This is a genomic window from Aeromicrobium jepli (assembly GCF_047246605.1).
In the GTDB taxonomy this organism is placed as follows: domain Bacteria; phylum Actinomycetota; class Actinomycetes; order Propionibacteriales; family Nocardioidaceae; genus Aeromicrobium.
This window is the reverse complement of the sequence record NZ_JBFOKO010000001.1, coordinates 555,953-569,541: the sequence shown is the minus strand read 5'-3', so window position 1 is coordinate 569,541 and position 13,589 is coordinate 555,953. Positions and strand designations below refer to the sequence as shown.

Annotated in this window: 14 protein-coding genes and 1 tRNA gene; 6 read left to right on the top strand and 9 right to left on the bottom strand. The window is 73.7% G+C overall.

All coding sequences use genetic code 11. The features are described from left to right. Positions 1-127: 127 nt before the first annotated feature. Together AB3M81_RS02795 and AB3M81_RS02790 are read left to right on the top strand one after the other, a co-directional pair. Entirely contained in the window at positions 128-1,210 is a 1,083-nt protein-coding gene (locus AB3M81_RS02795) for a glycosyltransferase family 4 protein (RefSeq protein WP_412902378.1), read from the top strand. Next, positions 1,207-2,229 (top strand): glycosyltransferase family 4 protein, encoded by a 1,023-nt coding sequence (locus AB3M81_RS02790; RefSeq protein ID WP_412902377.1) that lies wholly within the window; start codon positions 1,207-1,209, stop codon positions 2,227-2,229. The genes AB3M81_RS02795 and AB3M81_RS02790 overlap by 4 nt, the downstream gene beginning before the upstream one ends. Before the next feature lies 1 nt (position 2,230). On the opposite strand, the gene fgd is transcribed toward AB3M81_RS02790, so the two are convergent. Together fgd and rsmI are read right to left on the bottom strand one after the other, a co-directional pair. Further along, entirely contained in the window at positions 2,231-3,253 is a 1,023-nt protein-coding gene (gene fgd, locus AB3M81_RS02785; RefSeq protein ID WP_412902376.1) for a glucose-6-phosphate dehydrogenase (coenzyme-F420), read from the bottom strand. Further along, complete coding sequence (gene rsmI / locus AB3M81_RS02780; RefSeq protein ID WP_412902375.1) at positions 3,250-4,092, bottom strand: 16S rRNA (cytidine(1402)-2'-O)-methyltransferase; 843 nt, start codon at positions 4,090-4,092, stop codon at positions 3,250-3,252. The genes fgd and rsmI overlap by 4 nt, the downstream gene beginning before the upstream one ends. Positions 4,093-4,194: 102 nt before the next feature. Between rsmI and AB3M81_RS02775 the strand changes: the two genes are divergently transcribed. The 4 genes from AB3M81_RS02775 (at position 4,195) to AB3M81_RS02760 (ending at position 8,415) form a co-directional block, all read left to right on the top strand. After that, the gene (locus AB3M81_RS02775; RefSeq protein WP_412902374.1) at positions 4,195-5,715 is read left to right on the top strand and encodes a dolichyl-phosphate-mannose--protein mannosyltransferase; all 1,521 of its coding nucleotides are present in this window, start codon (positions 4,195-4,197) and stop codon (positions 5,713-5,715) included. Between the two features lie 52 nt (positions 5,716-5,767). Further along, a complete protein-coding gene (locus AB3M81_RS02770) occupies positions 5,768-6,337 on the top strand; it encodes an RNA polymerase sigma factor (RefSeq protein WP_412902373.1) in 570 nt (189 codons plus the stop codon). 1 nt (position 6,338) lies between these two features. After that, positions 6,339-7,280: a DUF4349 domain-containing protein gene (locus tag AB3M81_RS02765; protein WP_412902372.1), complete on the top strand. Its 942-nt coding sequence runs from the start codon at positions 6,339-6,341 to the stop codon at positions 7,278-7,280. A 94-nt stretch (positions 7,281-7,374) separates the two neighbouring features. Next, positions 7,375-8,415, top strand: a complete 1,041-nt coding sequence (locus AB3M81_RS02760) for an LLM class F420-dependent oxidoreductase (RefSeq protein ID WP_412902371.1) — start codon at positions 7,375-7,377, stop codon at positions 8,413-8,415. Positions 8,416-8,418: 3 nt separating this feature from the next. On the opposite strand, the gene AB3M81_RS02755 is transcribed toward AB3M81_RS02760, so the two are convergent. From AB3M81_RS02755 to AB3M81_RS02725, 7 genes are all read right to left on the bottom strand, one after another. Further along, positions 8,419-8,754: a fluoride efflux transporter FluC gene (locus AB3M81_RS02755; protein WP_412902370.1), complete on the bottom strand. Its 336-nt coding sequence runs from the start codon at positions 8,752-8,754 to the stop codon at positions 8,419-8,421. Then, positions 8,751-9,149: a FluC/FEX family fluoride channel gene (locus AB3M81_RS02750; RefSeq protein WP_412902369.1), complete on the bottom strand. Its 399-nt coding sequence runs from the start codon at positions 9,147-9,149 to the stop codon at positions 8,751-8,753. The genes AB3M81_RS02755 and AB3M81_RS02750 overlap by 4 nt, the downstream gene beginning before the upstream one ends. Positions 9,150-9,260: 111 nt before the next feature. After that, the gene (locus tag AB3M81_RS02745; protein ID WP_412902368.1) at positions 9,261-10,406 is read right to left on the bottom strand and encodes a hypothetical protein; all 1,146 of its coding nucleotides are present in this window, start codon (positions 10,404-10,406) and stop codon (positions 9,261-9,263) included. A 130-nt stretch (positions 10,407-10,536) separates the two neighbouring features. Beyond that, positions 10,537-10,609, bottom strand: a tRNA-Ala gene (locus AB3M81_RS02740). Between the two features lie 55 nt (positions 10,610-10,664). After that, positions 10,665-11,615: a divisome protein SepX/GlpR gene (sepX, locus tag AB3M81_RS02735; protein ID WP_412902367.1), complete on the bottom strand. Its 951-nt coding sequence runs from the start codon at positions 11,613-11,615 to the stop codon at positions 10,665-10,667. A gap of 84 nt (positions 11,616-11,699) precedes the next feature. Continuing rightward, a complete protein-coding gene (locus tag AB3M81_RS02730; RefSeq protein ID WP_412902366.1) occupies positions 11,700-12,302 on the bottom strand; it encodes a GNAT family N-acetyltransferase in 603 nt (200 codons plus the stop codon). Then, positions 12,302-13,576, bottom strand: a complete 1,275-nt coding sequence (locus tag AB3M81_RS02725) for a molybdopterin molybdotransferase MoeA (RefSeq protein ID WP_412902365.1) — start codon at positions 13,574-13,576, stop codon at positions 12,302-12,304. Before AB3M81_RS02725 ends, AB3M81_RS02730 begins: the two co-directional genes overlap by 1 nt. Between the last annotated feature and the right edge of the window lie 13 nt (positions 13,577-13,589).

The following is a 13,589-nucleotide window of genomic DNA, read 5'->3' as shown; positions in this document are numbered from 1 at the left end:
CGGTGTCCCCCCGTGCGCGTGGATGGTGAGCGGCGCCGAAAGCCTACAGCGCAGGCGCCGCGTTCCGGGCGATATCGACCTGACCCGGCTCGTGCTCTGACAAGATGGCGGGGACCGAGGAGGGGACGTGCGGCGACTGGGGCACACGAGGGTCCGCGTGTACGAGAGCGTGCGCACCGCCCATCTCGAGCGCGCCCACCGGCTGACGCCGGCCGCGATCGTCCACCGCGGGCGCCGTTACGACTTCGACGAGGACCTCGCGGAGGGGCTCGAGCTGGTGCAGGCCTCGCGGTGGGGTGCGGCCCGCCTCGTCGCCGGCTCCGACGTGACCGAGCTCGAGGTCAACGAGCCGCTCATGCTGCCCGCCCTGCCGACCACGGTCCTCGTGCTCGCGCTGCTGGGGATCCGCCGGCGGCGCGTGCGCGTCGTGACCTACGCGATCGGCAACGCCGACCCGTTCCGGATGCCGCCGCGGCGAGGCGTGCGCCGGCGCCTGCGTGCCCGGCTCGACCTCGCCCTCGCGCGGTTCGTCTGGCGGCGGCTCGACCGCGTCGCGTTCGGCACGGACCAGGCGCGCTCGGTCTACGAGGACGTCCTGGGGCCCCCACGGGCCGAGTCCACCCTGATCCCCGCCCTGCCGGCACGCAGCGACGACGTCCCGACCGCGCCGCGCGGCCCCGGCGTCGCGTTCGTCGGCGCCTTCACCGAGCGCAAGGGCCTGCCGCAGCTCGTCGAGGCCTGGCCGCTCGTGACGCAGGCGGTCCCGCAGGCACGGCTCGTCCTCGTCGGCAAGGGCGAGCTCGAGGACGTGGCGCGGGCGCTGGCGGACCGGGACCCGTCGGTCGAGCTCGTCGTCGACCCGCCCCGCGACGAGATCCGTCGCCAGCTCGCGGCGTCCCGCGTCCTCGTGCTGGCGTCGCAGCCCACGCCGGCGTGGCGCGAGCAGGTCGGGCTGCCGATCGTCGAGGGGCTCGAGCAGGGCTGCCGCGTCGTCGCCACGACCGAGACCGGGCTGGCCCCGTGGCTCGAGCGGCACGGGCACGGCGTCGTGGGCGTCCCCACGCGGCCCGGGGCCCTGGCCGCGGCGATCGTCGAGCAGCTGCGCGGGGCCGACGACCCGGCGGCGGTGCTCGCCACCCTCCCCGAGCGGGACGGACGACTCGAGGCCGACCGGTGGCTGTTCGCCCCGGCGGCGAAGGAGGCGCGATGACGACCCACGCACGCGACGGACAGCTCCTCGTGACCTTCCGCGAGGGCAAGGGCGTCCCCCACTGGCAGGCGCGCCACGCCGCCAGCCACGTGCCCGGCGCGTGGCCCTACGGCCTCGACCAGCTGCGCCAGGACGGGCGCGTCGTGCGGGCCGTCGAGGCGCCGACGCTCGGCCCGGTCGCCGGCCGGCTCGCCCGGGTCCGCACGCCCGGACGGCGCGGCCGTGCCGGCACGGCGCTGTGCTGGGACGAGTCGACGGCGCTGCCCATGCTCGCCGGTGTCCGGGCCCGCTCCTACTTCTCCGGCGTCATCTGGGTCACCGACCAGGTCGCGGCACGCGGCGAGGACCGCACGACGGCCGCCCTCCGGCGCGCGCTGCGCACGATGGACGGCCTGTGGGTGCTGAGCCGCCCGCAGGCGGAGGCCGTGCGCGAGTGGCTCGGCCCCGACTCCCCGCCGGTGCACTTCCTGCGCTTCGGGGTCGACGAGACGTTCTACGCGCCCGCCGAGCAGCCCGCCACCCCTCACGTCGTCAGCGTCGGCGGCGACCGGGACCGGGACCCGCGCACGCTCTTCGCGGCCCTCGAGATCGTCCGCACGCGCCGGCCCGACGCCCGCCTCACGGTGCAGACCTCGAGCACCCAGACCCCGCCGGACGGCGTCACGGTCGTCCCGCGCCTCACCCACGTCGAGGTCCGCGACCTGCTCGCCTCGGCCACCGTCGTCGCGATCGCGACCCGGCCGAACCTGCACGCCTCGGGCATGACCGTGGGGCTCGAGGCGATGTCGACCGGCCGCCCGGTCGTGGTCAGCGCGACGCCCGGCATGGAGGACTACTTCCCCGCCGACGCCGCCACGCTCGTCCCGCCGCAGGACGCCCCGGCGATGGCCGCGGCGATCCTCGACCTGCTGGACGACCCCGGCGTCGCCGCCCAGCGCGGCGGCCGCGGACGCGTGGCCGTCGAGGAGCGCCACACGACCGCGATCATGTGCCGGTCGCTGGCCGGGATCGTCGGCTAGGTCAGCGGTCGCGCAGCCGCGGCGCCAGGTCGCGCTCGAACAGCTCCAGGAACCGCGTCTGGTCGTTGCCCGGCGCGTGGAACACGAGGTGGTTGAAGCCCCAGTCGACGTACTGGCCGATCATCTCCACGACCTCGTCGGGGTCGGAGCCCACGATCCAGCGCTTCGCGATCTGCTCGATCGGCAGCGCGTCGGCGGCCTTCTCCATCTCGACCGGGTCCGTGATCGAGTGCTTCTGCTCGGCCGACAGCGACAGCGGCGACCAGAAGCGGGTGTTCTCCAGCGCCAGCTCCGGGTCGGTGTCGTAGGAGAGCTTGATCTCGATCATGCGGTCGCCCTCGTCGGGGTCGCGGCCGGCCTTCTCGGCGCCTTCACGAAACGCCGGCATGAGCTTGTCGGTGTAGAGCTCGGCGCCCTTGCCGGAGGTGCAGATCGAGCCGTCGCCGACGCGTCCGGCGTAGCGCGCCACCATCGGGCCGCCCGCCGCCACGTAGACCGGGATCGGCTCGTCGGGACGGTCGTAGATCGACGCGTCGTGGGTGGAGTAGTACTCGCCCTCGAACGAGACGCGCTCCTGCGTCCAGAGCTCGCGCATGAGCCGCACGGACTCGCGCAGGCGGGCGAAGCGCTCCTTGAACTCGGGCCACTCCTGCTCGCCCGCGCCGGCGAACCCGGTCGCGATCTCGTTGAGCGCCTCGCCCGTGCCGACGCCCAGCACGATGCGGTGCGGGTAGAGGCAGCCCATCGTGGCGAACGCCTGCGCGACGACCGCCGGGTTGTAGCGGAAGGTCGGCGTCATGACCGAGGTGCCGATGACGACCGAGTGCGTCCTCTCCCCCACGGCCGTCATCCACGCGAGGGAGAACGGCGCGTGACCGCCGACATGGCGCCACGGCTGGAAGTGGTCGCTCGTCCAGACCGACTCCATCCCGTGCGCCTCCGCCGCGACGGCGTACTCGACGAGGTCGCGGGGGCCGAACTGCTCGGCCGAGGCCTTGTATCCCAGCTTCAGCGGCTGACTCATGACGGCTCCTTCGGTGCGTGGGCGGCGGCGTAGACCACTTTGCGCGAGATCCCGGTCCGGCGCGCGACGTCGGCGATCGCGTCCTTGCGGCTCACGCCCTCGGCGGTGGTCTCCTCGACCATCGCCGCGAGGTCGGCCTCGGTGAGGTCCGCGGCGGGCGCGGGCTCGGCGCCGGCCACCACGATCGTGATCTCGCCGCGGACGCGGTCGCCGTCGCCCGCCCACGCGGCCAGCTCGGACAGCGGCCCGCGCACGACCTCCTCGTGCGTCTTCGTGAGCTCGCGGCAGACGGCGGCGCGGCGGTCGGCGCCGAACGCCTCGGCCATCGCGGCCAGCGTGGCGGCGGTGCGGTGCGGGGACTCGAAGAACACCATCGTGCGGGGGTCGTGGGCGAGTGCCCCGAGCACACGGGCGCGCTCACCGGGCTTGCGCGGCGGGAAGCCCTCGAAGCAGAAGCGGTCGACGGGAAGGCCCGAGACGGCCAGGGCGGTCAGCACGGCCGAGGGTCCCGGGATCGCGGTCACCGGCAGGTCCTCCTCGACCGCCGCGGCCACGATCCGGTAGCCGGGGTCCGAGACGCTCGGCATGCCGGCGTCGGTCACGAGCACGACAGTGCGACCGGCGCGCAGGTCCTCCAGGAGGTCGGTGGTGCGCTGCTGCTCGTTGCCCTCGAAGTAGGACACGACGCGCGCCGTGACCTCGATCCCGAGGTCGCTCGCGAGGCGGCGCAGGCGCCGGGTGTCCTCGGCGGCGACGACGTCCGCATCGGCGAGCGCCGTGGCGAGGCGGCCCGACGCGTCCGCGACGGTTCCGATGGGGGTCGCGGCGAGGATCAGCACGCCTCGATCCTGCCACGCACCCGTCGGACCGTGGCGGCCCGAAACGTAACTCGGAGTTCATTTGCCCTCCCGCTGCGGCCCGGGGCTGGCTAGGGTGTGCGGGTGACTCTGCTGGACAGGATCAGCCTGCGGGCCTGGGGATGGATCGGACCGATCGCGGTCGCGCTGCTGGCGTTCGTGCTCCGCATCTGGAACGTCGGCAGCCCGAGGTCGCTGACGTTCGACGAGACGTACTACGCCAAGGACGCGTGGGGACTGCTGCAGTGGGGCTACGCCCGCGACGCGGTCGAGGACGCCAACGGCCGCATCGCGCGCGGCGAGACGGACGTCTTCACGACCGAGCCCACGTGGATCGTCCACCCCGACGGCGGCAAGTGGCTCATCGCCCTCGGCGAGAAGCTCTACGGCCTGACGCCGCTCGGCTGGCGCTTCGGCGCCGTCCTGTTCGGCTCGCTCACGGTGCTGGTCCTGGCCCGCCTCGTCCTGCGGCTGACCGGCTCGGTCGTCCTGGGCTGCCTCGCCGGCCTGCTGCTGACGCTCGACGGGCTGCACTTCACGATGTCGCGCATCGCGCTGCTCGACGTCTTCCTGACGTTCTGGCTCGTGTGCGCCGTGGCGTGCCTCGCGGCCGACCGCGACTGGCTGACCCGGCGGCTGCGCGAGGTCGGTCCCACCGCGTGGATGTGGCTGCGGCCGTGGCAGCTCGCCGCCGGCGCCTGCTTCGGCATGGCGGTCGCCACGAAGTGGAGCGGCCTCTACGTGCTCGCGGCCTTCGGCATCACGGTCGTGGTGTGGGACGTGTGGGCGCGCGGTCGCGTCGCCACGTGGCAGGACGCCGCGCTGCGCGTCCTGCGCGTCGGCGTGCCGGCGTTCGTGTCGCTCGTCGGCGTCGCGCTCGTCGTCTACGTGCTGACGTGGACCGGCTGGCTCGTCCACCACGACGCGTTCGAGGCCCGGTTCGGCCACGGGTACGGCGACGAGCCGGTGTGGGGCGCCGTCAGCAGCCCCACGCGCGGCCCCCTCGGCGGGATCATCGACGCGTTCCGCTCGTGGTGGGACTTCCACCTCATGACGTACCGCTTCCACACGGGCGAGTACCTGGCCACGAAGACGCACCCGTACCAGTCGAACGCGTTCGGCTGGCTCATCCAGTGGCGCCCCACCAACGTCGCCTCCGACTTCGACATCGCCGCCTCCGCGTGCGGCGCCGCCGAGGGCTCCAAGTGCGTCCGCCAGGTGCTGACGCTGGGCAACCCGGCGCTGTGGTGGGTCGGCACGCTCGGCCTGGTGACCGCCCTCGTCGCGTGGATCCGCAACCCCACGTGGCGCTGGAGCCTGCCGCTCGTGGGCGTCCTGGCCACGTGGGCGCCGTGGTGGATCACCTCGGGCCGCCCGATCTTCACGTTCTACGCCGTCGCGATCGTGCCGTTCATGATCATCGCGCTGTGCCTCGTGTTCAACGCGATCCGCCGGCGGATCCCCGACCGGCTCTGGTGGATCGGCATCGGCGGGTTCGTCGTGCTCGTCGTCGTGCTGTTCTGGTACTTCCACCCGATCCTGTCCAACCGGATCATCACGTACGACCAGTGGCGCGATCGCATCTGGTGGGACCGCTGGATCTGAGACGATCGGGCCGTCCGCGACATGACAGGTCGTGGAGGCAAGGATCGAGACGATGGCCGAACCGGTCGCGCCGGCGACGGAGCCGGCGAGCGACACCGCGCTGCTGGCGCGCGCCCGGCGCGGTGACACGGCGGCGTTCGGCGCGCTGTTCGACCGTCATGTGAGCGCCGTCTACTGGCAGGCGCACCAGGTGGTCCGCGATCCCGACGAGGCGCAGGACGTCGCGCAGGACACGTTCGTCACCGCCTGGCGGCGCCTCGACGAGATCCGGATCGTCGACCGGTCGATGCTGCCGTGGCTGCTCGTCACGGCGCGCTACACGGCCCTCAACGCCGGCCGCAAGCGCGCCCGCCTGCGGTCCGTGCCGCTCGAGCACGAGCCGCTCGATCCCGGCGCCGAGCCGCCGGACGCGGTCGACGCCGCGGCCGTCGCGGCCGCGATCGAGCAGGCGGTCTCGCGCCTCTCCCCCGTCGACCGCCGGCTCTTCGAGCTGTGCGTCGACGGCGACCTGACCTACGACCAGGCGGCCGCCGAGCTGGGCGTGACCCACGGCGCCGTGCGGAACCGGGTCTCCCGGCTGCGCGCCCGCCTGCGTCGCGACCTGACGAAGGACGGTGAGTGACATGACGCGGACCGAGCCGGCCGTGCTGGAGCCCGAGCGCGTCGATCGGATGCGCGCGAGCGTGATGGGCGCCGTGGAGGCCGACCGGCGGGCGCGGCGGCGCCGGGCCCGCCTCGCGCTCGGCGCCGTCGCGGCCGCCGCCGTGGTCGTCGTCGGCGGCGTCGTGGGCGTCGGCGTCCTGGGCGAGCGCAGCGCCGTGCTCGAGCAGGCGGACTCGGGCGCCTCGAGCGACACCGCGGCCCGCGAGGTGGCACCGCAGGACGAGGGCGCCGGCGAGCGGACCGGCGTCGAGACCGAGACCGTCGTGACGACCGGCTCGCTGTCCGCCGAGGTGGACGACGTTGACGAGGCGGTGCGCGTCCTGCGCACCTTCACCACCGGGCACGAGGGCCGCATCGACGCCGAGACCCTGGAGCAGGGCTCATCGCCCTACGCGGACCTCACCGTCCGGCTGCCCGCCCGTCACCTCGACGGCCTCCGGGACGCGGTGGAGAGGACCGGTGACGTGCGGTCGATGAACGTGCAGCGCGAGGACGTGGCGACCCAGGTGGCCGACGTGGAGGCGCGCATGGCCTCGTTGGAGACCTCGATCCGGCGGCTGCGCGCCATCATCGCCCGGGCCGACGACACGCAGGACCTGCTCGAGGCCGAGACGCAGCTGACCCGGCGCCAAGGCGACCTCGAGTCGCTGCAGGCCCAGCGGAGGGTCCTGGCGGACCGGACGTCGCTCGCCACGATCCAGGTCTCGCTGTACTCGGACGAGGCGCCCAGGGCGGTGGAGCCGGGCGGGTTCGCCGGTGGGCTGACCGACGGCTGGAACGCCCTCGTCGCCGCCGCGAACGCCGCGCTGGCGGCGGTCGGCTTCCTCGTCCCTTGGCTGCTGCCCCTCGGGGCGCTCGTCGCGATCGGCCTCCTCGTGCGCCACCGGCGTCGCCGTCGCTGACGACGCGGGCACGTCCTTCCCAGGCGTGTGACGCATGTGGCACTGTGATCGGCGAACGCGTGCGAGGTGCGCGCGCTGACGGAGGTGCGAACGGATGAAGCTCGGACTCAGCCTCGGCTACTGGGGCAAGGGACAGCCGCCGGGACAGGCCGCGCAGGTCGCCCTGGCCGAGGAGCTGGGATACGACTCGATCTGGACCGCCGAGGCCTACGGCTCGGACGCCCTGACGCCGCTGGCGTGGCTCGGCGCCTCGACCGAGCGGATCAAGCTGGGCACCGGCATCGTCCAGATGTCCGCGCGCACGCCCACCGCCACCGCGATGGCCGCCATGACGCTCGACCACCTCTCCAACGGCCGCATGATGCTGGGCCTGGGCGTCTCCGGCCCGCAGGTCGTCGAGGGCTGGTACGGCCAGCCCTACCCCCGTCCGCTGGCCCGCACGCGCGAGTACTTCGACGTGCTGCGCCAGGTCATCGCCCGCGAGAAGGTCGCGTACGACGGCGCCCAGATCCAGATCCCGTACGTCGACCGCTACGGGATGAAGTCGACCGGGCTGGGCAAGTCCCTGCGCTCGACGCTGCACCCCGTGCGCGAGCAGATCCCGCTGCTGCTGGCCGCCGAGGGGCCCAAGAACATCGCGCTGTCGGCCGAGATCGCCGACGGCTGGATCCCGTTCTTCTACTCGCCGCACGATCCGGAGTTCGCGCAGAACGCCCTCGAGGAGGGCTTCGCGAAGCGCGCCGCCGAGCGCCTGCCCCGCGAGCAGTTCGAGGTCGCGTGCCCGGTGCAGGTCATCGTCTCCGACGACCTCGAGGCCGCCGCCGACTGGATCCGCCCGTTCATCGCCCTCTACGTCGGCGGCATGGGCGCGAAGGGCGCCAACTTCCACTTCGACGCCGTCGCGCGCCTGGGCTACGAGGAGGTCTGCACGCGGATCCAGGACCTCTACCTCGAGGGCCGCAAGGACGAGGCGACCGCCGCCGTCCCGCTCGACCTGGTCGAGAAGATCGCGCTGATCGGCCCCAAGGAGAAGATCCGCGACGACCTCGCCGCGTGGCGCGAGTCCGTCGTGACGACGCTCATGGTCGCCGGCGACGAGGCGACGCTGCGGCTCATGGCCGAGCTGGTGCTCTGAGGATCAGCCGATCCACAGGCCGAGGGCCGCGGCGGCGAGGCTGAGCCCCAGCATCGCCGCCGCGTGCACGGCGCCGCGCACGGGGGACTCCCGCGCGAGCGCCAGTGCCTCGACGCTGGCGGCCGAGAAGGTCGTGTAGCCGCCGAGCAGTCCGGTGCCGAGCACCGCGAGCGCGTCGCCGTCGGGCAGCAGCGCCACCGCGAGGCCGAGCGCGAAGGAGCCGGTCACGTTGACGACGAGCGTGCCCAGCGGCATCCGGGCGCGGCGGCTCACGGATCGCTCCACGAGGAGCCGCAGGCACGCCCCGAGCCCGCCGGCGAGCGCCACGAGCGCGATCACCGGCCCGCTCCCACGCGGCCGAGCGCGGTGCCGAGTGCGGCCGCGGCGACGCCCAGGACGACGCTCCCGAGCGCGTAGCCCGTGGCCAGCCCCACGTGCCCGTCGGCGACGAGGCGGTCGGCCTCGACGATGAACGTGCTGTACGTCGTGAAGCCGCCCAGCACGCCGGTCCCGAGCGCGAGCCGCCAGCGCTCGTCACCTCCGCGCACGACGAGCACAGCCACCAGCAGGCCCAGCAGGAACGAGCCCACGACGTTGATCCCGAACGTGGCCCACGGCCACTCGCCGCGGCCGGCCCCGAAGCCCTCCTCGAGCGCCGCGCGCGCGAGCGTGCCCACCGTGCCACCGGCAAGCACGAGCGCGAGCGCGATCGCGTCACGGGTGTCGTCGCGCACGGGGCTCCTCTCGGCGGCGTTCGGTCCGGGGCGAGCCTACGCCCGCCGCGCCCCGTGAACGACGCAGCGGTGGGCCGCGGCCAGCAGCCGCGACCCACCGCCGACCCGGGACTACTTCTTCTTGCCCTTCTTGGCGGGCTTGGCCAGCTTCAGCGTGACCGTCTTGGAGAGGGTGCGCGCCTTGCCGCCCTGCGGGGTGTACGTGACGTTGACCTTGACCTTCTTGGTCGCCACGCGCTTCGTGCGCAGCTGCGCACGAAGCTCACGCAGCGTCTTCGCCGTCGGGCGGAGGGTGACCGGCACCGAGCGCTTCGGGCCGATGCTGCGCGACGTCGACTTCAGGACGCCGGCCGGGGCGGAGCCGACGGTCACGCGGCCCACGACGCCGGGAATCCGGACCCAGATCGTGATGCTGCCGTTCTTGGCATTCGCGGCACCACGGCCGGGCAGCACGAAGGCGTTGCTCGGCTCGGCCGGCTGCTCGGCCGGCGGCTCGACGGCGGCCGGCGCGATGCGGACGGCCGTATCGAGGACGCTGTTCCAGCCACCGTCCTGGCTGCCCAGCGGCGCGGCGTCGTACCAGTCCCACGCGAGCGACACGGCGGTGCCCTTCGCCTGCGGGAACGTCACGACGGCCGCATCGGTCTCGTTGCGGTAGTGGACCTGGGCGCCTTCGGGCACCGAGTCGACGGCGTACGAGTAGGAGCCGTCGTTCCACGGCAGCGAATCGGCCTCGCCCGCGAACACGCTGTTGGCGGCGGTCGTCTTCGCGTACGTGGCTCCGGAGTACCGGTTCGTGAGCGAGTAGCCGAACAGGTCGTTCAACGTGTTCTGCTCGTCCCCGGCCACGACGAGCGTGCCGCCGTCGCGCACCCAGGAGGTGACGGCGCCGCGGGCGGCCTCGTCGAGGGCCGGGACCCACGCGCCGCGCTCGAGCTCGGGGATGACGAACGTGTCCTGACCCTCGAGGGCGGCGCTGATCGTCGCGGCGTCGATCCCGGTCAGCTCGGTGACCTGGTGACCCTGCTCGCGCAGGGCCAGGACCATGTTGACGCCCTCGCGGCTCGGGTCCTCCGCGGTGGCCTGGTCGACGGGCATGGTGTCGACGAAGCCCGGATCGTTGAGGATCAGGACCTTGGCGCCGGGCTCCGCGGGCGCGGCCTGTGCGGCCGGCGCGGTGAAGGCGAGGGCGCCCACGATGAGGGCGCCGCTGACGAGGCCGGCCGTGACGCGGCCGGTCGTGGTGGGGGGATTCATGCCTGTGAGCGTAGGGACGCCTGAGGCTGCTGTGGGAGGAAATCGCACAAGGTGACCCGAACGGACCATGGGCGGTAGTGAGCCGGAACGACAGCGGCCCCGGACCGGAGTCCGGGGCCGCTGTCGCGGGTGGAGCATAGGAGATTCGAACTCCTGACCTCTTCGATGCGAACGAAGCGCGCTACCAACTGCGCCAATGCCCCAAGGCCGTGGTCAACCTTAGCAAACCCTCCCCGCGGATCCCATCCGCGGGGTGGGTCAGTGTCCGACCGCCCGCTGGTCGGGCGCGGAATCGTCCGTCATGCCGGGCAGCTCGGTCTGCTCGCCCTCGACGTGACCCGAGGTCCACGCGCCCGGCTGGCCGAACTCGATCGTGCGCACGGTGCGGCCGGCGCGCGGCTTGCTGACGTAGGTGGGGACGGTGATCGGCAGCGGGTCCCACACGGGCTCGCCGGTCGTGGCCGAGACGCTGGGGACGGCGATCTGCAGCTGCTCGTCGAGCGCGTCGGCGGCCAGCGGGACGTCCATCTCCATGACGTTGCGGCGGTTCGGGTCGTGGTCCTCGACCTGGTCGGAGACGACGACCGTCATCTCCTCGTCGGCGGCCGAGCCACCCGGGGCGGCGGCCGTGCGCACGCTGCCCGAGGCCCAGCCGAGGCCGCGCACGAGGGCGGCGGGCGCGCCGGCGACTCGACGGCCCGTGGCGCGCAGGACGCTCGCCCCGCGGCCGCTGCGACGGGACGCGAGGCCGCGCTCCTGGCGGACCATGACGCGGCACAGCACGAGCCAGCCGACGATCAGCCCGACGCCGATGGCCGGCGTCCAGACCGGCACGAGCGCGGCGATCGCCAGGCCCGACAGTGCCGCCAGCACCGCCACGAGCGTCAGCAGCACGTTGCGGCGTCGGCGAGCGGCGATCCGGGCGGCCTCGCGCGAGACGCGCGGACGCTGCGCGTCGACCGCCGGAGAAGTCCGGTCGACACGGGGGGAAGTCACGGTGGGGGCGGGCTGCGGAGCCGGACGCACGACGGCGCGCTCCTCGGCAGCGACGGAGACCCGGCGCGGCTGCACGACGCGTCGGGTGGGCCCGTCGTTGTCCAACGACGAGTTCTTGGCCGCCTCGTCGTATCGACGAAGGACGAGCGGCACGAAGTACGCCGCCCACAGGGCGACGACGAACGCCACGATCAGCCCGCTGGATCCTCCCACGCTTGAAACCGTAGGTCGTGGCGAGCGCGATCCGTGGGAGCGACTCGGGTGTGTCGCACCACGAGTTCACGCGCGTCCCACGGATCAGTCCGCGCGGCGCCCCTCGCGCAGCCGGGTCAGCAGCCCTTCAGGCACGTCCTCCTTGAGGATCTGGAAGACGCGGTGGTCGCGCCACTGCCCCGCGATGTGCAGGTATCCCGGGGCGAGGCCGACCTCGGTGAAGCGCAGCTTCTCCACGACGCGCAGGCTCGCGGCGTTCTCGGGACGGATCGAGATCTCGATGCGGTGCAGTCCGGCGCGCGTGAACAGGTGGTCGCACACGAGCGCGACGGCGGTGGGCGTGACGCCGCGCCCCGCGTGGCTGCGCGAGACCCAGTAGCCGATGCTGGCGAACTGCGCGGACCCGCGCGTGATGCTGTTGACCGTCACCTGGCCGACCATGTCGCCGGCCCACGTCACGGCGAACGGCATCGCGGTGCCCTCGCGGGCACGGCGGCGCAGTGTGGCGATCGTGCCGGTGTACGACTCGGGGACCGACCCCTCCCCCGGCGGCAGCGTGGCCTCCCAAGGGGTCAGCCACTCGCGGTTCTCGGCCCGCAGGCGCGCCCACGCCCCGGCGTCGCGGCGGACCAGCGGGCGCACGCCGACGTGCCCGTCGGACAGGGTGACCGGCCAGCCGCGCGCCATCAGAAGTTGCGGTCCAGGACGAGGGTCCGCACGGTGTCGCCCAGGTTGAGGGCGCTCTCGTCCTCGCCGATCACGATGAACGCGTTGGCCTTCGCCAGGACGCCCACGAGGTGCGGGCCCGTGCGCGGCAGCGGGGTGACCTTGGCGCCGCGGTGCGTGACCTCGAACAGCGCGGGACGGTACTCGCGCACGCCGGTCTCGGACGTGACGTCCTCGGCCAGCACGGCGTGCACCTGCGGGCGGCGGTACGGCGTGCGGCCGAGCATGCGGCGGATCGCCGGCACCACGAAGACCTCGAACCCCACGTAGGCCGAGACGGGATCGCCCGGCAGGGCGATGACGGGGGTCTGCTCGTCGAAGACCCGGCCGAAGCCGTGCGTGCGGCCCGGCGCGACGGCCACGTCGGCGAACGTCACCTCGCCGACCTCGGTGAGCGTCTTCTTCACGAGGGCGTGCTCGCCGCCCGTGATGCCGCCGGTGATGACGACCAGGTCGGCGCGCACGAGCTGGTCGGACAGGACGCGCTTGAAGTGCGTCGGCTCGTCGTCGACCACGCCGACGCGGTAGGCGATGGCGCCGAGGTCGCGGACGGCCGCGGCGAGCATCGAGGAGTTGGCGTCGCTGACGGAGTCGACGTCGAGGTGGGCGCCGGGCTCGCGCAGCTCGCGGCCGGTGGACATCACGACGACGCGCGGGCGGGGACGGGCGCGGACCCGGTCACGGCCGATCGCGGCCAGCAGGCCGATCTCGCGCGGGCCCAGGACGGCGCCCTCCGGCAGCGCCACTCCCCCGCGGGAGAGGTCGCCCGCCGCGTGGCGGACGCCGGAGCCGGCGAGCACCGCACGGTTGATGAGCACGCTCGAGCGGCCACCGTCGGTCGCGTCGGCCGGGACGACGGCGTCGGCGCCGCGCGGCAGCGGCGCGCCGGCCGTGATGCGCACGCACGAGCCGCCGCTGATGGCGAACGGCTTGCCCAGGCCCGGGACGATCTCGGCCACGACGGGCAGCTCGACGGGCTCACCGGGCCGGGCGCCCACCACGTCCGTGGCGTTGACGGCGTACCCGTCGACGGCGGCGGAGGAGAAGCGGGGCAGGTCGTGGTCGCTGACGACGTCCTCGTGCAGGGTCAGGCCCAGCGACTCGACCACCGGCTGGTCGTAGGCCGCGAGCGGGCCCACACCGCGCAGGATGGTCTCGAGGTGGTCCTCGACCGTCAGGCGACCGGGTGCGACGCTGACGGGACGCGTCCGCGGAGGCAGTTGTCCTGACGACATGCCTGCCAGCCTA